The sequence below is a fragment of the Pantoea sp. M_9 genome, from assembly GCF_008631385.1.
Lineage (GTDB): Bacteria > Pseudomonadota > Gammaproteobacteria > Enterobacterales > Enterobacteriaceae > Pantoea > Pantoea eucrina.
This window is the reverse complement of sequence record NZ_VWUF01000003.1, coordinates 76,175-95,425: the sequence shown is the minus strand read 5'-3', so window position 1 is coordinate 95,425 and position 19,251 is coordinate 76,175. Positions and strand designations below refer to the sequence as shown.

At 57.2% G+C, this 19,251-nt stretch carries 15 protein-coding genes; 8 read left to right on the top strand and 7 right to left on the bottom strand.

Going from position 1 to position 19,251, the window contains the following annotated elements:
* Positions 1 to 3: 3 nt before the first annotated feature.
* Positions 4 to 2,121, bottom strand: coding sequence for a bifunctional 23S rRNA (guanine(2069)-N(7))-methyltransferase RlmK/23S rRNA (guanine(2445)-N(2))-methyltransferase RlmL (gene rlmKL / locus F3I15_RS07215; RefSeq protein WP_150017270.1), 2,118 nt, complete (start codon positions 2,119 to 2,121; stop codon positions 4 to 6).
* Between the two features lie 96 nt (positions 2,122 to 2,217).
* On the opposite strand from rlmKL, the gene F3I15_RS07210 reads away from it, so the two are divergent.
* A complete protein-coding gene (locus F3I15_RS07210) occupies positions 2,218 to 3,327 on the top strand; it encodes a YcbX family protein (protein ID WP_150017467.1) in 1,110 nt (369 codons plus the stop codon).
* A 266-nt stretch (positions 3,328 to 3,593) separates the two neighbouring features.
* Here the strand turns inward: F3I15_RS07210 and F3I15_RS07205 are convergent, their stop codons facing one another.
* The 4 genes from F3I15_RS07205 to F3I15_RS07190 form a co-directional block, all read right to left on the bottom strand.
* On the bottom strand, positions 3,594 to 4,130 hold the full coding sequence (locus F3I15_RS07205; protein ID WP_039383627.1) for a cell division protein ZapC: 537 nt from the start codon (positions 4,128 to 4,130) through the stop codon (positions 3,594 to 3,596).
* A gap of 151 nt (positions 4,131 to 4,281) precedes the next feature.
* The gene (gene pyrD, locus F3I15_RS07200; protein ID WP_150017269.1) at positions 4,282 to 5,292 is read right to left on the bottom strand and encodes a quinone-dependent dihydroorotate dehydrogenase; all 1,011 of its coding nucleotides are present in this window, start codon (positions 5,290 to 5,292) and stop codon (positions 4,282 to 4,284) included.
* Positions 5,293 to 5,412: 120 nt separating this feature from the next.
* Entirely contained in the window at positions 5,413 to 6,411 is a 999-nt protein-coding gene (locus tag F3I15_RS07195; RefSeq protein WP_150017268.1) for a glycosyltransferase, read from the bottom strand.
* A 2-nt stretch (positions 6,412 to 6,413) separates the two neighbouring features.
* Complete coding sequence (locus F3I15_RS07190) at positions 6,414 to 7,934, bottom strand: lipopolysaccharide biosynthesis protein (RefSeq protein ID WP_150017267.1); 1,521 nt, start codon at positions 7,932 to 7,934, stop codon at positions 6,414 to 6,416.
* 357 nt (positions 7,935 to 8,291) lie between these two features.
* On the opposite strand from F3I15_RS07190, the gene ssuE reads away from it, so the two are divergent.
* The 5 genes from ssuE to ssuB are packed head-to-tail and all read left to right on the top strand — an operon-like array spanning position 8,292 to position 12,555.
* A complete protein-coding gene (gene ssuE, locus F3I15_RS07185; RefSeq protein WP_150017266.1) occupies positions 8,292 to 8,843 on the top strand; it encodes an NADPH-dependent FMN reductase in 552 nt (183 codons plus the stop codon).
* A 12-nt stretch (positions 8,844 to 8,855) separates the two neighbouring features.
* Positions 8,856 to 9,806 carry a sulfonate ABC transporter substrate-binding protein gene (locus F3I15_RS07180; RefSeq protein ID WP_150017265.1) on the top strand — a complete coding sequence of 317 codons (951 nt, stop codon included), beginning with the start codon at positions 8,856 to 8,858 and terminating at the stop codon, positions 9,804 to 9,806.
* A gap of 14 nt (positions 9,807 to 9,820) precedes the next feature.
* Positions 9,821 to 10,966, top strand: a complete 1,146-nt coding sequence (gene ssuD, locus F3I15_RS07175; RefSeq protein ID WP_071668708.1) for an FMNH2-dependent alkanesulfonate monooxygenase — start codon at positions 9,821 to 9,823, stop codon at positions 10,964 to 10,966.
* 9 nt (positions 10,967 to 10,975) lie between these two features.
* A complete protein-coding gene (gene ssuC / locus F3I15_RS07170) occupies positions 10,976 to 11,767 on the top strand; it encodes an aliphatic sulfonate ABC transporter permease SsuC (protein ID WP_150017264.1) in 792 nt (263 codons plus the stop codon).
* On the top strand, positions 11,764 to 12,555 hold the full coding sequence (gene ssuB, locus F3I15_RS07165; protein WP_150017263.1) for an aliphatic sulfonates ABC transporter ATP-binding protein: 792 nt from the start codon (positions 11,764 to 11,766) through the stop codon (positions 12,553 to 12,555). Before ssuC ends, ssuB begins: the two co-directional genes overlap by 4 nt.
* Positions 12,556 to 12,598: 43 nt before the next feature.
* On the opposite strand, the gene zinT is transcribed toward ssuB, so the two are convergent.
* Positions 12,599 to 13,240, bottom strand: a complete 642-nt coding sequence (zinT, locus tag F3I15_RS07160; RefSeq protein WP_150017262.1) for a metal-binding protein ZinT — start codon at positions 13,238 to 13,240, stop codon at positions 12,599 to 12,601.
* Between the two features lie 186 nt (positions 13,241 to 13,426).
* Positions 13,427 to 16,042: an aminopeptidase N gene (gene pepN / locus F3I15_RS07155; protein ID WP_150017261.1), complete on the bottom strand. Its 2,616-nt coding sequence runs from the start codon at positions 16,040 to 16,042 to the stop codon at positions 13,427 to 13,429.
* 270 nt (positions 16,043 to 16,312) lie between these two features.
* Here pepN and pncB point away from each other — a divergent pair, with 270 nt between their 5' ends.
* Positions 16,313 to 17,518 (top strand): nicotinate phosphoribosyltransferase, encoded by a 1,206-nt coding sequence (gene pncB / locus F3I15_RS07150; RefSeq protein WP_190314967.1) that lies wholly within the window; start codon positions 16,313 to 16,315, stop codon positions 17,516 to 17,518.
* 212 nt (positions 17,519 to 17,730) lie between these two features.
* Entirely contained in the window at positions 17,731 to 19,131 is a 1,401-nt protein-coding gene (gene asnS, locus F3I15_RS07145; protein WP_104084732.1) for an asparagine--tRNA ligase, read from the top strand.
* Positions 19,132 to 19,251: the final 120 nt, after the last annotated feature.

Sequence of the window (19,251 nt, the reverse complement as noted above, 5' to 3'; positions counted from 1 at the left end):
AAATTATTCCTTACCGGCGTGGCTGACCAGCCAGCAGTTGTGAATTTGACGATTACGGGCAAAGTCCTGTGACAGGGTTTTTTGCGTGATCTCCTGCGCCTGCAGGCCGAGCCGTTGCAGGCCCTCCAGATCCATTTTGAAGCCGCGCTTGTTGTTGGAGAACATAATGGTGCCGCCGCGACGCAGCATGCGCTTCAGGTTTTGCAGCAGCATCAGATGATCGCGCTGCACATCAAAATCCGCCTCCATACGTTTAGAGTTGGAGAAGGTCGGCGGATCGATAAAAATCAGGTCAAACTGCTCGTCGCTTTCACGCAGCCAGCTCAGGCAGTCGGCGTGCAGCAGGCGATGCTGACGGCCGGTCAGACCATTAATGCGCAGGTTGCGCTCCGCCCACTCAAGGTAGGTGCGCGACATATCAACAGTAGTGGTGGATTTTGCCCCGCCCAGCCCGGCGTGCACGCTGGCGCTGCCGGTGTAAGAGAACAGGTTCAGGAAGTCTTTACCTTTACTCATCTGGCCGAGCATCTGCCGCGCGATACGGTGATCGAGGAACAGGCCGGTATCAAGGTAGTCAGTAAGATTAACCAGCAGCCGGGCGTTGAACTCCTGTACTTCAAAGAATTCGCCCTTTTCTCCCAGTTTTTGATACTGATTTTTGCCCTTTTGCCGCTCGCGGGTTTTCAGCACCAGCCTGTTAGCCGGGATCTCCAGCACGCTGAGCGTGGCGCTGATGACATCAAACAGCCGCTGGCGCGCTTTGGCCGCGTCGATGGTTTTGGGTGGCGCGTACTCCTGCACCACCACCCAGTCGGCGTAGCGATCCACGGCGACATTATACTCCGGCAGATCGGCATCATAGAGGCGATAACACTCAATGCCCGACTGACGCGCCCACTTTTCCAGTTTCTTCAAATTCTTGCGCAGGCGGTTTGCAAAATCTTCTGCAATCTGCGCGCTGCCAGCCGCACCGGACGCCGCCAGCTGATAATTTTTCTGCACGCACTCCAGCGGGCCATTTTTCGCTTTAAACTGGCGCTCCGCGCGCAGCTGCAGGCAGCTCAGCAGATCGGGTGAGGCGCTGAACAGCGACAGATTCCAGCCGCCAAACTGCTGCTTCATAATGCGGCCCAGCTGGCTGTGCAGCGCAATCAGCGCCGGCTCGCTCTCCAGGCGCTCACCATAAGGCGGGTTGCTCAGCACCGTTCCGGTCACGCTTTTATCGTCAAGCGGATTGCTCAGCTTCAGCACATCCTGCTGCGCGAAGGTGAAGAGCTCGAAAACGCCGGCGCGACGCGCGTTAGCGCGCGCCCACTCCAGCACGCGGCCATCATTATCATAACCAAAGAAGCGTGCCTGGGTGGCCGCGGTGCCGGCGCGCGCGCGCTGCAGCGCTTCGCTGCGCAGCTCCTGCCACAGCGCTGCGTTATGCTGCTTCCAGCGGCTAAAGCCCCAGTGGCTGCGCAGCAGACCCGGCGCGCGATCGCAGGCAATTAAGGCCGCCTCAATCAGCAGCGTACCGGAACCGCACATCGGATCCAGCAGCGGCGTTTCCGGCTGCCAGCCAGAACGCATAACAATGGCAGCCGCCAGATTCTCTTTCAGCGGCGCCTGACCGGTCTGCTGACGATAGCCGCGCTGATGCAGCGCGGTGCCGCTGAGATCCAGTGCGATGCTGACGCGATCTTTATTCAGCCAGGCGTTAATGCGAATACCAGGCTGCTCGCGATCCACGCTGGGGCGCGGCAGATCCTGACGCGTAAAGCAGTCAACGATCGCATCTTTGATACGCAGCGCGCCAAACTGGCTGTTGCGGATGACGTCGTTGGTGCCGCTGAAATGGATGGCAAAGGTGGTTTCGCTGTCAAACAGCTCAGCCCAGGGGATACTCTGCGCGCCGACATAGAGATCGAGGTCACTCCAGACACCGAATTCTCCCAGCGGCAGCAAAATACGTGAAGCCAGACGGCTCCACAGCAGGCTTTGGTACATTACGCGATCGTCGGCACGGAAGTGGACGCCGCCCTGCACCACCTGCAAATCCTGCGCGCCCAGCGCGTCCAGCTCAGTTTTCAACAGCTCTTCGAGCCCACGCGCCGTACTGGCAAACAGAGAATTCATATCGTCACTTATACTCTTGCTAAAATTGCTGCGCATTATAGCGAATCAGCGTCCTATGTCATAAAGTTAGCTTCTTTTTGTCTGCAAGGAGCGATGATGATTACCTTATCCCGTCTTTATATTCACCCGGTCAAATCGATGCGCGGCCTGCAGCAGTCGCATGCACAGGTACTGCAGAGCGGTCTGGCGTTTGATCGCATCTTTATGATCACCGAGCCAGACGGGACATTCATCACCGCCCGGCAGTTTCCGCAGCTGGTGCGTTTTACGCCGGTTGTGCTGCCGGATGGCCTGCTGATTAACGCGCCGGACGGTCAGCAGGCGCTGATCCGCTACGCCGACTTTGCGGCAGAAGAGAGCGAAACCGTTGTCTGGGGCAACACCTTTACTGCCCGCATCGCGCCGGAAGCGATTAACCGCTGGCTGAGCGACTATTTTCCGCGCCCGGTACAGCTGCGCTGGACAGGTGAGACGCCGACGCGACGCGTAAAGCGTTTTGACGCCGTACCGCTCGGCTTTGCCGACGGCTATCCGTTTCTGCTGATCAATATGGCGTCAATGCAGGATCTGCAGCAGCGCTGCCCGGCTGGCGTACGCGTGGAGCAGTTTCGCCCTAACCTGGTGGTCAGCGGTGCCCCCGCCTGGGATGAAGATAGCTGGAAGCGGCTGCAAATCGGTGACGTTGAGTTTGTCGTGCCGAAACCGTGCAGCCGCTGCATATTTACCACTATCGGAACGGAAAACGGAGAGAAACATCCGGCGGGGGAGCCGCTGACTACGTTGCAGGGCTTTCGCAACGCGCAGGATGGCAGCGGTGATATCGATTTTGGCCTCAATCTGATAGCCCTGAACAGCGGGCTGATCCGCAGCGGCGACAGCGTGACGATTCTGGAACGCCATACCCCACGCGTCTATGGTGCCGGCAAGACTGAAACTCCACTGACAGCAGAGACAGGCGCGCCTGCCAGCGTCACCATTACCTGTCAGGGCCGGCGTTTTGAGGGAGATAATCAGCAGGTATTACTGGAGCAGCTGGAGATGGCCGGGTTTCGTATTCCCTACTCCTGCCGGGCCGGGCTGTGCGGCAGCTGTAAAGTTACGCTGGTTGGCGGCACCGTCAGGCCGTTAAAGCAGAGCGCCGTACGCGCTGACGGCACTATTCTGAGCTGCAGCTGTATTCCGGCCAGTGACATTGAGCTGGGTTGACTGCTCCCCGCCCTAAAGGGCGAGGATTCCCACTTCAACGCAACCTACCTAAGCCGCATTACGCGGCTTTAGGGTTTACAGTCGCTCCGTGGGCTAACGCGGTCAGCCCGGCCGCTTTTATATGTTACCGCGCTTATATCNAGCCGCATTACGCGGCTTTAGGGTTTACAGTCGCTCCGTGGGCTAACGCGGTCAGCCCGGCCGCTTTTATATGTTACCGCGCTTATATCCCCGCCCGATTGGGCGGGGGTTTACGGAGCATAATGCTAAACCGCGCGCGCGTACCAGGTCGCCAGCTGCAGCGGCTGCAGGCGATCGTTCATGATTTTGATCGCGTCGCCAAGCTGCATGCTTTTTCCCGCCATGCTCAGCGCCGGCTGCGCCACCAGACAGAGCGCCGCGTTTTCACTGCTTTCTACCACCAGCAGCTGTGCCTGCTCACCGCTCTCAGCCAGCGTAGCCGTGACCATATCGCCTGCGACCGGCTGCCAGCTATGTTTATGGCTGATGAAGTGCCAGCTTTTTGGCATCAGCGGCTTGAGGAAGCGGCTTGCCACCAGCGCATTCAGGATCAGCTCGGCACGCTGATGAGCGGATAATTCGCTCTCACGACAGCGGTCGTCGAAACTAAAATAGAGTGCGGCGTCATCGACGCAAAATCCGCTGCTGTTAAAAGCGTCGGGCGTCAGCATTTTGCGGGAGAAGCGGGAGCGGAAGAGTGTGCCATCAGCCAAATCAAGCATCATACGGTCATGCTCGGCGTCATAATACCAGCGCCAGTTGTCATCGGGTTTGATTTTCATGATGTGCCTTGTGGGATTCTGCTGCGCTAAATGGCGCCTAAAAAATAAAATATCGCTTTAAGCAAAAAGCTGAAAAATAGAACAACAGGGGAAAATATAAACGAGCCAGAGGGAGAAATAAACCCCCTGGCCGGGGAAAGTGAGATATGTCTTAGAGGTGGGTCACGATATCTTTAATTAAAGCTGGTCCCTGATAAATAAATCCGGAGTATATCTGCACCAGCGTGGCGCCCGCGGCAATTTTTTCCCGTGCGGCGATGAGGGAATCTATTCCACCAGCGCCAATAACAGGTAAGCGCCCCTGCAGCTCCTGCGCCAGCCGGCGGATCACCTCTGTGCTGCGCGCCTGAACCGGGCGTCCGCTCAGGCCGCCCGCTTCATCTGCATATTTAAGTCCGCTAACCAGCGTACGATCCAGCGTGGTATTGGTTGCAATCACACCATCAATCTGGTGGCGCACCAGGCTGTCAGCGACCTGGATTAATTCCTCCTCAGACAGATCCGGCGCAATCTTTACGGCCACCGGGACATATTTAAGGTGTCGCTGCTGTAGTTCCTGCTGTTTTAATTTAATCGCCGCCAGCAAATCGTCCAACGCATCGCCATATTGCAGCGTACGCAGGCCAGGCGTGTTAGGTGAAGAGATATTTATCGCAATATAACCCGCATGGGCGTAGACCTTCTCCATGCAGATCAGGTAATCCTCTTTCCCCTGCTCAACCGGGGTATCTTTATTCTTACCAATATTGATCCCCAGCACGCCTTTAAATCGCGCTTTTTTGACGTTCTCTACCAGATGATCAACTCCGTGGTTATTAAATCCCATGCGGTTAATGATGCCGCCCGCCTCAACCAGACGGAACATACGCGGTTTATCATTTCCCGGCTGCGCGCGCGGCGTTACCGTCCCGACTTCAATAAAACCAAACCCCATCGCGCCAAACGCATCAATGCACTCCGCGTTTTTATCCAGCCCGGCCGCCAGACCCAGCGCGTTGGGAAATGTCAGGCCCATACAGCTTACCGGACGCGCCGGCAGCGACTGCCGAATCAGCCCCTCCAGCGGCGTACCGCTGATAAAACGCAGCTGCTGGAAAGTGAGTTCATGCGCGCGCTCGGGATCGAGTTTAAACAGGGCGGGCCGGACGATGGGATATAACATGCACTCTCCTGAATGGCAGTAAAGGAAGAAACAGCGGGTGCACGGGAAGACGTGCGCCAGAATGGTAAGGTGCTCTGGCGCAAAAGTAAATTAGTGACGAACCTCAGAACAGGATCGCGATCAACGGCGGGATGAATAACGACTCAGGCGATTACGGCACGCCTGCAGACCGTGATAGAGCGGCGGGCAATACCAGAGCAGTTTCAGCCGGGTATTATGCCGTAATACGCGCCGCACCAGGCTGTTTACCCGCGGCTGCCACTCGGCAGGTACTTTAATGCGGTGTTTACGGATCTGTGCCAGGCAGCCATGCATAATGGTCTGATAGTAGTCGTCCAGTAATGCCTCATCCTGCGGCAGCTGATGCTCTCGCAAAAACGCTTCGCTACTGTCGCGGGCGATAAAGTAATTTTTTATCCAGGAGAAGTCGCGGGTGCTTTGCGACAGCGAACTCTGCATAAAGCGCTTGTAGTAGTAGCTCTCGCCGGTGCAGTAGAAGCTGTGTGCCTGCATATAGAGTGCGAACATAAAGGGCGCATCTTCATGATTCTGAATCGGCAGGAAACTCAGCCCCAGCCGCTCAATCAGCTGCCGGGAAATGATGCTGCTCCAGATCACCCGGTGCGCCGACTGATGCTGGATCAGCGTGCGCAGGCTGTCGCTGCCGCCGGAGAAAAGGCCGCTGACGTGACGCTGATGAATCGTCTGATAGTGGCGCTGCGGTTCCGGGACGTCGAAAAACATTTTTGCGCCGAAGCAGAACAGCTCAAGTCCGGTATGCTGCGCCTGCGCGCGCCGGAAATCGGCAAAGAGAGTGGCGGAGATAAAGTCATCGGCATCCATAAAATAGAGGAAATCGCCGGTGGCGACCGCCAGCCCTTTCATCCGCGCTGCGCTGACGCCGCCGCGGTTGCCGCTCAGCAAAGTGACCTGCGGATGCGCCGCAGCGAACGCCGTAAGCCAGCTTACGCTCTCATCCGTTGAGCCGTCGTCAATAATAATGATCTCATCTGCCGGCGACGTCTGCTGCAGCAGCGACTGCATCGTCTCCGGCAGCCACGGGGCGCAGTTCCAGTTCGGAATAATGACCGAGATAGTCGGGACGGGGCGCGACGTCATACTTATCCTCTTTCTTCAGCATTAACAACGGGGGTACGGCGCAGGCGCTTCAGCACCAGGCTATGCAGCAGACAGCAGACACCGAGATTTACGGCACCAATCAATGCCAGCCAGAGCAGATTAATCCAGCGATTCTGATTCCACTCAATAGGCAGCAGCGTGCTCAGGCCGGCAATCAGGCCCGATACTGCCCAGATTAGCGCCACGTCGCGCGTCAGCCAGCTGAAGTGAATACCCGGCGCAAAACGACGGTGTACCAGCCATGCCCAGCCAACCAGATAGAAAATGTTCTGCGCCAGCCACAGCCAGCCGGTTCCCAGCGCGCCGTAGTGAATCGCACACCAGATGTTAAGCGGCACCAGCAGAATGGCAAACAGGGTAAAGCCCTGCATATGGAGTTTAAGGTTGCCATTCACGTACTGCAGGTGATAGAGCAAGCCACAGATCGCCTGAATTCCGCTGCCTAAGGCGTAAAGCGTCAGGACAAAAGCCATCTCATCGACGATCTGCGTTTTTTGCGTCCATGCCCAGAGCAGCGGACCCGAATAGCAGGCGATGGTGATACTGAGCGGTGCCATAAAAATAGCGACCGCCTGCGTGGTGTAACGGTAGAGACGCAGAGATTCCGCATCGCCCTGCTGCCGGGTTTTCATACCGGTCATGCGTGGCACAATCGCCTGCATAATCGGGCTGCTAAGCAGCAGGATACCGGTCGCCGCCGTTGCCACGACGGTAAACGACCCATACTCGCTCAGCGGCAGAGTTTTAGACAGCACCAGACGGTCAATCTGCGAGATAAACGTCCAGATTGCGCTGGAGAACGCGGCGCTCAGCGCAAAGCGAATAAAAGGCCTCAGCACCTCTTTCAGATCGCTGCGCTTCTCTTTGCGCGCGGCGCGCGGGATAAGCTGATACGCCTTCCAGATGCAGCAGCCCGCCTCAGCGATGGAGACCAGCAGCTGCCAGATAAAGAATGTCAGCACGGCGTTGGCGAAGAGCTGGATCACCAGTACCGCACCAAAGGTGCGCAGCGTGGTAATAGTCAGGTTAACGCCATTCAGCCAGACCTGATGTTCAAAGCCGATGATCACGCTGCGATAGGGACTGGTACGCCAGCGAATGGCCGCGGTGATCACCATAATTGCCACGGCGATAACCACATCGCCGGCCGGCAGATGACGCGCATCCAGCCAGTGTGTCGCTATCCAGGGCGTTGCCAGCCAGCCCAGCACCACCAGCACCAGCGTTGAAAACAGGAAAAAGCGCGTCAGGGTGGTAAACAGCGCCGGAAACCAGACAAATTCCGCCTGATTAGCGCGATAGCGCGCCGCTTCACGCATCAGCGTGGTGGAGACGCCCGCATCCAGCAGCTGCAGCCAGGTCAGTAATATAGAAAAGAAGCCAACCAGGCCATACGCCTCCATCCCCAGATTCTGAATATAGAGCGGCACCACTAAAATACCTGACAGCGTCAGGTAGATCTGCCCGACATAGTTGGCAATCGCATTACGTTTGATAGACATAAAAGTAAGGGGGTCTGGGTATTTTTCTCAATGTCTTCAAGCGTGACACAAAAATGTGACAGCGCCCACAGGAGTAATTCTTAAAAACCACCTGGCATTCACGCCGCAGCTTTTTCTTAATTTCATCAATAAAAAACAGCTATCGGGCCATTTTATCCGCTGCCGCTCTTTGAGCCCGACTGGCAGCGCAGGCAGTAGCGTTTCGCAGGCAACAGATCAACAGCGGGATCCGTTTGCCGTTTTAAAGCTTTTGATTGCCGGATAAATCATTTACCCCTTTTCGGGCGCTCTGGCAGGATTAAGACAATCAGTTCTCAATTACACACTATCGATAACTTTTTGTTATAAGGAGCAGGTATGCGGATCCTAACGCTGGCGGGCAGTCCCCGTTTTCCTTCACGTTCGACGGCGCTGCTGACGCTCTGCCAGCGCCAGCTGGAAGCCCGGGGCGCCGAGGTTATTGCGTGGAATATCCATAATTTTCCACCGGAAGATTTGATCCATGCCCGTTTCGACTCGCCTGCCCTGAATGCGTTTAAAGCTGACATCGCCAGCGTGACCGGCGTCATCATTTCTACTCCTGTCTATAAAGCGTCGTTTGCAGGTGCGCTAAAAACTGTCCTGGATCTGCTGCCGGAACGGGCGCTGGAAGAGAAAGTCGTACTGCCGCTGGCAAGTGGCGGCAGCGTGGCACATATGCTGGCGCTCGATTACGGGCTTAAACCGGTACTGAGCGCGCTGAAAGCGCAGGAGGTGTTACAGGGAGTATTTGCGCAGGATCTGCAGATTACGCATTACGACCGCCAGCCGGAATTTGCCAGCGATCTCACTTCCCGTATTGATGATGCGCTGGAGAACTTCTGGCTCGCGCTGCAACGCCGTCATCTGCCATTTGCCCGGGCTGTCTGAGGAGAGACTATCGTGAAACGGCTTATAACAGCTCTGCTGCTTCCGGCGCTGGCTGCCCTGTTTACCCTGACGGCCAGCGCAGCGGACGCACCTTCTCAGATCCGTATCGGCTATCAGAAAGGCTCGGTCAGCATGGTGCTGGCAAAATCGCACCGGCTGCTGGAGCAGCGTTTTCCGGCGATGGCAATTAAGTGGATTGAGTTTCCTGCCGGCCCGCAGATGCTGGAGGCGCTTAACATCGGCAGTATCGATTTAGGCAGCACCGGAGATATTCCTCCGCTCTTTGCGCAGGCCGCCGGCGCCGACCTGCTTTATGTCGGATCGGAACCCGCGAAGCCTAAAGCAGAAGTGATCCTGGTGCCGCAGAACAGCCCCATCCACAGCGTGGCCGATCTGAAAGGCCGCAAAGTTGCCTTTCAGAAAGGCTCCAGCTCGCACAATCTGCTGCTGCGCGCGCTGCAGCAGGCGGGTCTGAGCTTCACTGATATTCAGCCGGTCTATCTGACGCCAGCCGATGCCCGCGCGGCGTTTCAACAGGGTAACGTTGACGCCTGGGCGATCTGGGATCCTTATTACTCAGCCGCTCTGCAGCAGGGCAATGTGCGCGTCCTCACTGACGGCAGCACGCTGAACCTGACCGGCTCTTTCTATCTGGCGACCCGACAGTTTGCTGAAGCCAGTCCCGACACCCTCAGCCAGGTGCTGGCCACCTTCAGTGAGGCGGATGCGCTGACGCAGAGCCAGCGGGCACAGAGTATCGACCTGCTGGCGCAGGCGATGGGCCTGCCAAAACCGGTTCTGGCGAGCTATCTCGATCATCGTCCGCCCACCACGATTACCCCCGTCAGTGCACGCACCGCCGCCGCGCAGCAGCACACTGCCGATCTGTTTTACGCCAGCCATCTGTTGCCGGTAAAACTCACCATCGCTGACCGCATATGGCAACCCCGGGCGGCCCATTAATAAGGAATAACGCAATGAGCATATCTGTTTTCTGGTTTCTTCCCACGCACGGCGATGGTCACTATCTGGGAACCGCCGAAGGCGCCCGTCCGGTGGATCACGGTTATCTGCAGCAGATAGCACAGGCCGCTGACCGGCTGGGCTTTGGCGGCGTGCTGATCCCGACCGGACGCTCCTGCGAAGATGCCTGGCTGGTCGCTGCCTCGCTGATCCCGGTTACGCAGCGCCTGCGCTTTCTGGTGGCACTGCGTCCCGGCGTGATCTCGCCGACCCAGGCAGCGCGTCAGGCGGCAACGCTGGATCGCCTCTCTAACGGTCGTGCGCTGTTTAACCTGGTGACCGGTGGCGATCCGGAAGAGCTGGCGGGCGATGGCGTCTTTCTCGACCATCGCGAGCGCTATGCAGAGTCGGCGGAATTTACCCGCATCTGGCGACGTGTTTCTGAAGGCGAAACGGTGGACTATGAGGGCAAACACGTCAAAGTGCGCGGTGCGCGCCTGATGTTCCGTTCGGTACAGCAGCCGCGTCCGCCACTCTGGTTCGGCGGCTCTTCTGATGCCGCGCAGGATCTGGCTGCTGAACAGGTTGACGTCTATCTCACCTGGGGAGAGCCGCCCGCACTGGTCAAAGAGAAGATTGAGCAGGTGCGCGCCAAAGCCGCAGCGCAGGGGCGCACGGTGCGCTTCGGTATTCGTCTGCACGTGATTGTGCGCGAGACGAACGAAGAGGCGTGGCAGGCAGCGGATCGGCTTATTTCACATCTGGATGACGCCACGATTGCCAAAGCACAGGCGGCGTTCGCGCGCACGGATTCGGTCGGACAGCAGCGGATGGCTGCCCTGCACGGCGGCCAGCGCGATAAGCTGGAGATCAGTCCGAACCTCTGGGCTGGGGTTGGCCTGGTACGCGGCGGAGCCGGCACTGCGCTGGTCGGCGATGGGCCAACTGTCGCAGAACGCATGCGCGAATATCAGGCGCTGGGCATTGAAACCTTTATCCTTTCTGGCTATCCGCATCTGGAAGAAGCGTACCGCGTCGGCGAGCTGCTGTTTCCCCATCTTGACCTGGCCGTGCCGGAAGTGCCAAAACCGCGCGTCGTGCAGGCGCATGGCGAAGCCGTGGCCAATGATTTTACGCCGCAGAAAGTTGCGCAAAGCTAAGGAGTCACCATGTCTGAGCAGATAAAAACGCTGCGCAATGCGCTGCTGCCCTGGCTGCTGCCGGTGGGAATAGTGGCGATATGGCAGCTCTCTTCGTCGCAGGGCTGGCTCTCCACGCGTATTTTACCGGCGCCGGAGAAAATTGTGACCGCCTTCTGGCAGCTGACCGCCAGCGGTGAACTGTGGCAGCACCTGGCTATCAGCAGCTGGCGCGCGCTAATCGGTTTTGCCATCGGCGGCACGATCGGGCTGGCGCTCGGACTCATCACCGGTACATCGCGCACCGGTGAGCGTCTGCTGGATACCTCGCTACAAATGCTGCGCAACGTGCCGCATCTGGCGCTGATCCCGCTGGTGATCCTCTGGTTTGGCATTGATGAATCGGCCAAAATTTTTTTGGTCGCACTCGGGACGCTGTTTCCGATCTACCTCAATACCTATCACGGGATCCGTAATATCGATCGCGGGCTGATAGAGATGGCGCGCAGCTATGGCCTCTCCGGCTGGTCGCTGTTTGCGCAGGTTATCCTGCCTGGCGCCCTGCCCGGCATCATGGTCGGGGTGCGCTTTGCGCTGGGTCTGATGTGGCTGACGCTGATTGTGGCTGAAACCATCTCGGCCAACTCCGGTATCGGCTATCTGGCGATGAACGCGCGCGAATTTTTGCAAACTGACGTGGTCGTGGTGGCCATTATTCTTTATGCCCTGCTGGGCAAACTGGCAGACGTGGCGGCGCAGCTGCTGGAGCGTATCTGGCTGCGCTGGCATCCGGCCTGGCAACTGAAGGAGAGCAACGCATGAGCAATGCCGTACAGAATCCGGCGCGCCTGATCAGCGGCACGCCGGTCGCCATCAGTAACCTCTCTAAGCACTATGGCAATCGTACTATTCTTGACCAGGTCAGCCTGCATATTCCGGCCGGGCAGTTTGTTGCCGTGGTCGGGCGCAGCGGCTGCGGTAAAAGCACTCTGCTGCGGCTGCTGGCCGGACTGGAAGTCGCCAGCCAGGGTGAGCTGCTGGCGGGTAACGCGCCGCTGGCCGCAGCGCGCGACGATACGCGACTGATGTTCCAGGATGCGCGTCTGCTGCCGTGGAAAAAAGTGATCGATAACGTCGGACTCGGCTTACGCGGTCGCGAATGGCGCAGCGCCGCGCTGGAGGCACTGAGGGCCGTAGGCCTTGCCGATCGCGCAAATGAGTGGCCTGCTGCCCTCTCGGGTGGACAGAAGCAGCGCGTGGCGCTGGCGCGGGCGCTGATCCACCGTCCTGGCTTACTGCTGCTGGATGAGCCGCTGGGTGCGCTGGATGCCTTAACCCGCATTGAGATGCAGGGGCTGATTGAATCACTCTGGCAGCAGCACAATTTTACGGTGCTGCTGGTGACGCATGATGTCAGCGAGGCGGTGGCGCTGGCCGATCGGGTGTTACTGATTGAAGAGGGTAAAATCGGGCTCGATCTGCTGGTCGATTTGCCGCGTCCGCGCCGCAAAGGCTCGGCGCGGCTGGCAGAGCTGGAAGCGAGCGTACTTGATCGGGTGATGACGCGCAGCGCCGCTGAGCAGCCGCTGCGCTTTGCCCGGCAGCGTTAACTGCCCTGCCCGCTGGCGGGTCTGTCCGCCAGCGGGCTGTGCATCAGTGATGCAGCAGGTCATCCACCACCTGCGCTTTACTCAGCTGGTAAGGAAAGAACGTGGGCCAGTTTTCCAGTTCATCAAACAGCGCAGCCTGCGAGACATTACCCGTAAAAATGTGAAAGTGGGATGACTTACGCGGGCTGATAATGTGATCGCTGAACTGCACAAAGTGCGGCGCTTTACTGGCTTTATCGGTACATTCAAACAGATAGCGCACCCCTCTTTTACCGGAAACGTAGTTGAGCACCTTGTAACCTTTATAGGCATATTTACAGCTGCTGACCGCGCCTTTTTCGGTAAATTCCATCACGTCATTTTCAATGCCGATGTCAGTGATATCACTGGCATAGCCGGTGAGATAGTACTGTTTAATGTCGCTGAACGAGCGCGTTTTATCCGCTGCCGCTTTTTTGTGAAACACCGGATCCAGTGAGCCATCTTTGGCATAGGGATAAATGGACTGCCATACCCCATCCCAGTCGGAAAGCGGCCGATCTTTGACATCGCCATCGGCAAAGATGCCGCTGGCGGCACGCACCTCTTTTTCACTCAGTGGAGCACCGTGCGAATGACCGCCGTGTGCAAACGCTGCTGAACTGCAGGCCAGCCCCAGAAATAGTGTCCAGTACGCTACTTTCATCTTGAAATACTCACGTCTTGTTTTATTGATGTTATAACGTAACATATAAATCAGCGTGACGCACCCTCCTGAATTATGACCAAAGCGGTGATTTAAGAGAAGGTTTGTCGCGCCATACTGTAGTGCCCGCATGGCTGTAAAAGAACAGCCGCAACCGGTGACGGTTGCGGCTGCGGCTGCGGAGGTTTATGCGTTCAGCGCTTTGGTGATTTTCTCATAGAGATCGCCGGAAAGATTGTCCAGCCCCTTTAGCTGCTGCAGTGCCTGACGCATTAACGCCTGACGTCCTGCATCATAGCGCTTCAGGCGGATCAGGGGTTCAATCATGCGCGCGGCCACCTGCGGGTTACGCGTGTTGAGATCGGTCAGCATCTCAACCAGGAACTGATAACCGCTGCCATCCTGCGCGTGAAACGCCGCCGGGTTCCCCGCCGCGAATGCGCCAATCAGCGCCCGGATGCGGTTGGGATTACCCATGGTGAAGGAGCGATGGTTCAGCAGCGCGCGCACGTTGCGTAACACTTCTGGCGCCGGGCTGGTCGCCTGCAGCATAAACCATTTATCCATGACCAGACCGTCCTGATGCCAGCGCTCATCCCAGGCGGCCAGCAGCGCGTCGCGGCACGGCAGCTGCGCCATCACCGCTGCCGAGAGCGCCGCCAGCGCATCAGTCATATTCGTGGCGTGCGCATACTGCGCCTGAACCAGACGATTGGCCTGCATCGTATCCCCCAGAGCCAGATAGCTCAGGCAGACATTCTTCAGCGCGCGCCGGCCAATTTCCGCATGATCAACGCGATATTCACTGCTCTGGCTGGCCAGATAGAGCGCATAGCACTCGTCGTTCAGCTCGTTTGCCAGCGTGCGCATCAGCGCATGGCGTACGGCGGCAATCGCCTGTGGATCGATGATGTCGAACAGCTCTGCTATCTCATTTTCTGATGGCAGAGTCAGGATCAGCGCCATCAGCGCCGGATCGCCCTGCTCATCCAGCAGCACCGCCCGGAAAGCGTCAGCGACGTGCAGAGGCAGCGACAGCGGCTGGCCCTGCTGGTAGCGCGCGACGTTAAGGCGAATATAGGTTGCGAGCAGACTCTGCGCCGCATCCCAGCGGGAAAACGCATTGCTCGCGTGACGCATCAGGAAGGTGAGCTGTGCGTCGCTCCACTTATAATCGAGTTTTACCGGTGCAGAGAATTCACGCAGCAGTGACGGCACCGGCTGAAAATAGACGTTATCAAAGACAAACGTCTGGAACGCCTGCGTCACGTTCAGCACGTGATGTACCGGCTGGCCGTTATGCTGCAGCGGGATCACTTTGCCTTCGTTATCGTAGAGTTCGATATCCAGCGGAATGTGCAGCGGCAGCTTCTCCTGACCATCTGCGGTTGGCGGCGTATGCTGAGTCACGTGCAGGGTATACTGCTCCAGCTCCGGATTGTAGTCATCGCGCACGCTCACGACCGGCGTACCTGACTGGCTGTACCAGCGACGGAACTGGGTTAAATCAACGCCAGAGGCGTCTTCCATCGCCTGGACAAAATCGTCGCAGGTTGCCGCACTGCCGTCGTGACGTTCGAAGTAGCACTGCATGCCCAGCTGGAACTTCTCTTCACCCAGCAGCGTGTGCATCATGCGGATCACTTCCGATCCCTTCTCATACACCGTCAGGGTATAGAAGTTATTCATCTCTATAACCTGATCCGGCCGGATCGGGTGCGCCATCGGGCTGGCATCTTCGGCAAACTGCGCACCGCGCATCACCCGCACGTTATCAATACGGTTCACCGCACGGGAGCCGAGATCGGAGCTGAACTCCTGATCGCGGAACACCGTCAGCCCCTCTTTCAGGCTGAGCTGGAACCAGTCGCGACAGGTGACGCGGTTACCGGTCCAGTTATGAAAATACTCATGGCCGATCACCGCCTCAATGCCGAGATAATCTTTATCCGTCGCGGTTTCCGCTTTTGCCAGCACATATTTGGAGTTAAAGACGTTAAGGCCTTTGTTCTCCATCGCGCCCATATTGAAGAAATCCACGGCGACAATCATAAAGATATCGAGGTCATATTCGAGACCAAAACGCTCTTCATCCCATTTCATACTGGCTTTCAGCGAGGTCATTGCCCAGTCGGCACGATCGAGATTGCCGCGGTCAACAAAGATTTCCAGCGCGACGTCGCGTCCTGAACGGGTGGTAAAACTGTCGCGCAGCACATCAAAATCACCCGCCACCAGCGCAAACAGATAGCAGGGTTTCGGGAACGGATCCTGCCACGTCACCCAGTGACGCCCGTCATCCAGCTCGCCGCTCTTTAGCTTGTTACCGTTGGAGAGCAGATACGGATAGCGCACCGGGTCGGCCCGGAGCGTGGTGGTAAAGCGCGCCAGAACGTCGGGACGATCCAGATACCAGGTAATGTGCCGGAAACCCTCCGCCTCACACTGGGTGCAGAGCGCCTCTCCCGACTGATACAGCCCTTCCAGCGCGCTGTTTTTAGCCGGATGGATCAGATTTACAATGCGCAGCGTGAAGTTGTCAGGCAGCTGGCTGAGGATCAGCGCCCTCGCCTCTTCGCGATAGTGCGGCCAGGGCGCACCATCTACCGTCAGCTCAACCAGCGTTAACGCTTCACCATCAAGATGCAGATCGGCGTCTGCTGCGCCGAGACGTTTCACCTGGCTGATGGCCGTTACGCGTGTTTCTGTTGCATCCAGATCAAACGTCAGGTCGATATCCGTAATGGTGTAATCAGGCGCCCGGTAGTCGTGGCGATATTTAATGTGCGGCTGTTGCGTCATATATCCTTCTCGCATCGTTGTTATGTTGAGGCCATCCTGTTGCGGTGGCGCAAATATCTCAAAGTCTAAGCGGCCTGACGGCGAGTTGCCATGCGCAATGCGCGCGGGCGCAGAAAAGGCTACAATTCAGTAACAATGGCACAATTGACCCTCGACCCGCCACCTGCAAATGTGGTGTGATCGCAGAGATTACTGTTTTATACTCCTGCGTCTTTAGGATTTTGTTAAACACCGGGCTCTGCTCCGCGGAAGAGGATGCTGAAACGCACCATGACTGGACACGCTTCCCCGATTTTGACCACGCTGCTTGATACCGATGCGTACAAGCTTCATATGCAGCAGGCCGTATATCATCGTTACTACGATGTCCCGGTTACCGCAGAATTTCGCTGTCGCAGCGATGAACAGCTTGGCCGATATGCCAGCGAGATTCGCGCGCAAATTGATACTCTGCAAAATCTGACCCTGAGCGATGATGAGTTTGCCTGGCTCAGTAACCTGCCTTTTTTTCAGCACGACTATCTGACCTGGCTACGCGCCTTTCGCTTTAATCCGGCGCAGGTTGAGGTACGGGACGAGCGGGGCCAGCTGCGCATCCAGATCCGCGGCCCGTGGCGTGAGGTCATTCTGTGGGAAGTACCGCTGCTGGCGCTGATCAGTGAAGTGGTACATCGCCACCGCACGCCGCAGATCGCCGCAGAGCAGGCGGTCGCGCATCTGCAGCAAAAGCTTTCAGCCTTCCAGATGCAGGTTGCCGATCTTGATATGTCGCGCTTTCAGCTGATGGATTTCGGCACGCGCCGCCGCTACTCACAGGAGGTGCAGGAAGCGATTGTCAGTACGCTGAAAGCAGAGTTTCCGTGGCTGGTGGGCACCAGTAATTACGATCTGGCGCGTCGTCTGCAGCTGACGCCGGTCGGTACCCAGGCCCATGAGTGGTTTCAGGCGCATCAGCAGATCAGCCCGGTGCTGGCCAACAGCCAGCGTGCGGCGCTGCAGTCGTGGCTGGATGAGTATGATAATCAGCTGGGCATTGCGCTCACGGACTGCATCACCATGGACGCCTTTTTGCGCGATTTTGGTCCCGGCTTTGCCCATCGCTATCAGGGACTGCGCCACGACTCCGGCGATCCGGTTGAGTGGGGCGAGAAAGCCGTTGCGCACTATGAGCGGCTCGGTATCGATCCGCGCAGCAAAACGCTGGTGTTCTCAGACAATCTCAACCTGGATAAAGCGCTGGCGCTCTATCGTCACTTTGGTCAGCGTGCCAACGTGGTGTTTGGTATCGGCACGCGCCTGACCTGCGACATTCCGGGCGTAACGCCGCTTAACATCGTGATCAAACTGGTCAGCTGCAATGGCAAACCGGTCGCTAAACTCTCTGACAGCCCGGGTAAAACCATTTGTCAGGATAAAGCCTTCGTGCGCGCGCTGCGCAAAGCATTTGACCTGCCGCTGGTCAAACGCGCCAGCTGACCTGCCCCGGGCAGGGTTCACTCCCCTGCCCGTCGCCATTAAAATCACTCACTTCCCGCAATTTTGCTTGTTTCCTGATGGCTCACAAGTAACATAGCAACACCCCTGAACGTGGGAGAATTGGCTGTTTCTGCCAGCACCATACGTCACCTGTGACGATAGCCGGGTGCGGCGGGACACCTGTTATTTCATCTATATATAGAGAGATTTTTATGAGCGTAGTGCCTGTAGCGGATGTACTGCACGGCCGGGTCGCGGTTGACAGTGAAGTCACCGTACGCGGCTGGGTGCGTACCCGAAGAGATTCCAAAGCCGGTCTTTCCTTTATCGCCGTTTATGACGGCTCCTGCTTTAATCCCGTTCAGGCTGTCGTCAATAATTCTCTGAATAATTATCAGGATGAAGTGCTGCGTCTGACCACAGGCTGCTCGGTCATTGTTACCGGCACCGTGGTGGAATCACCGGGCCAGGGTCAGGCATTTGAGCTGCAGGCCACCCGTGTTGAAGTGACCGGCTGGGTTGACGATCCTGACACTTACCCGATGGCTGCCAAACGTCACAGCATCGAGTATCTGCGCGAAGTGGCTCACCTGCGCCCGCGTACTAACCTGGTTGGCGCCGTCGCGCGCGTGCGTCATACCCTGGCGCAGGCGCTGCATCGCTTTTTCCATGAAAACGGTTATTTCTGGGTTTCCACACCGCTGATCACCGCATCTGATACGGAAGGTGCAGGCGAAATGTTCCGCGTATCGACGCTGGATATGGAAAACCTGCCGCGCGATCCGCAGGGCAAAGTGGATTATGACAAAGATTTCTTCGGTAAAGAGGCGTTCCTGACCGTATCGGGTCAGCTGAATGCTGAAACGTATGCCTGTGCGTTGTCAAAAGTCTACACCTTTGGCCCGACGTTCCGCGCGGAAAACTCCAACACCAGCCGCCACCTGGCGGAATTCTGGATGCTGGAGCCGGAAGTGGCCTTTGCCACGCTGGATGACGCCGCAGCGCTGGCTGAAGCGATGCTGAAATATGTCTTCAAAGCTGTACTAAATGAACGTGCCGATGACATGGCGTTCTTTGCCGAGCGCGTGGATAAAGATGCCGTTGCGCGTCTTGAGCGTTTTGTTACCACCGATTTTGCGCAGGTAGACTATACCGACGCAGTTGACATATTGCTGAAGAGCGGCCAGAGCTTTGAAAACCCGGTTGCATGGGGTGTGGATCTCTCTTCTGAACATGAGCGCTATCTGGCCGAGAAACACTTCAAGGCGCCGGTGGTGGTGAAGAACTACCCGAAAGATATTAAAGCGTTCTACATGCGTATGAATGATGACGGTAAAACCGTAGCGGCAATGGACGTGCTGGCGCCGGGTATTGGCGAAATTATTGGTGGATCGCAGCGTGAAGAGCGGCTGGATGTGCTGGATGCCCGTCTGGCAGAGATGGGGCTGAACAAAGAGGATTACTGGTGGTATCGCGACCTGCGTCGTTACGGCACCGTACCGCACGCCGGCTTTGGTTTAGGGTTTGAACGTTTGATCGCCTATGTCACTGGCGTACAAAATGTAAGGGACGTTATCCCCTTCCCGCGTACTCCGCGCAACGCGAATTTCTGATTTGCGCAATTAAATATAAGAAATTCATATATATACCGAGGTCGGCACTGCCGGCCTTTTTTTATTTTTGTAAATCTTGAGATATCTCACAAAGTTCCGTAATTATTACAAATTGTCACA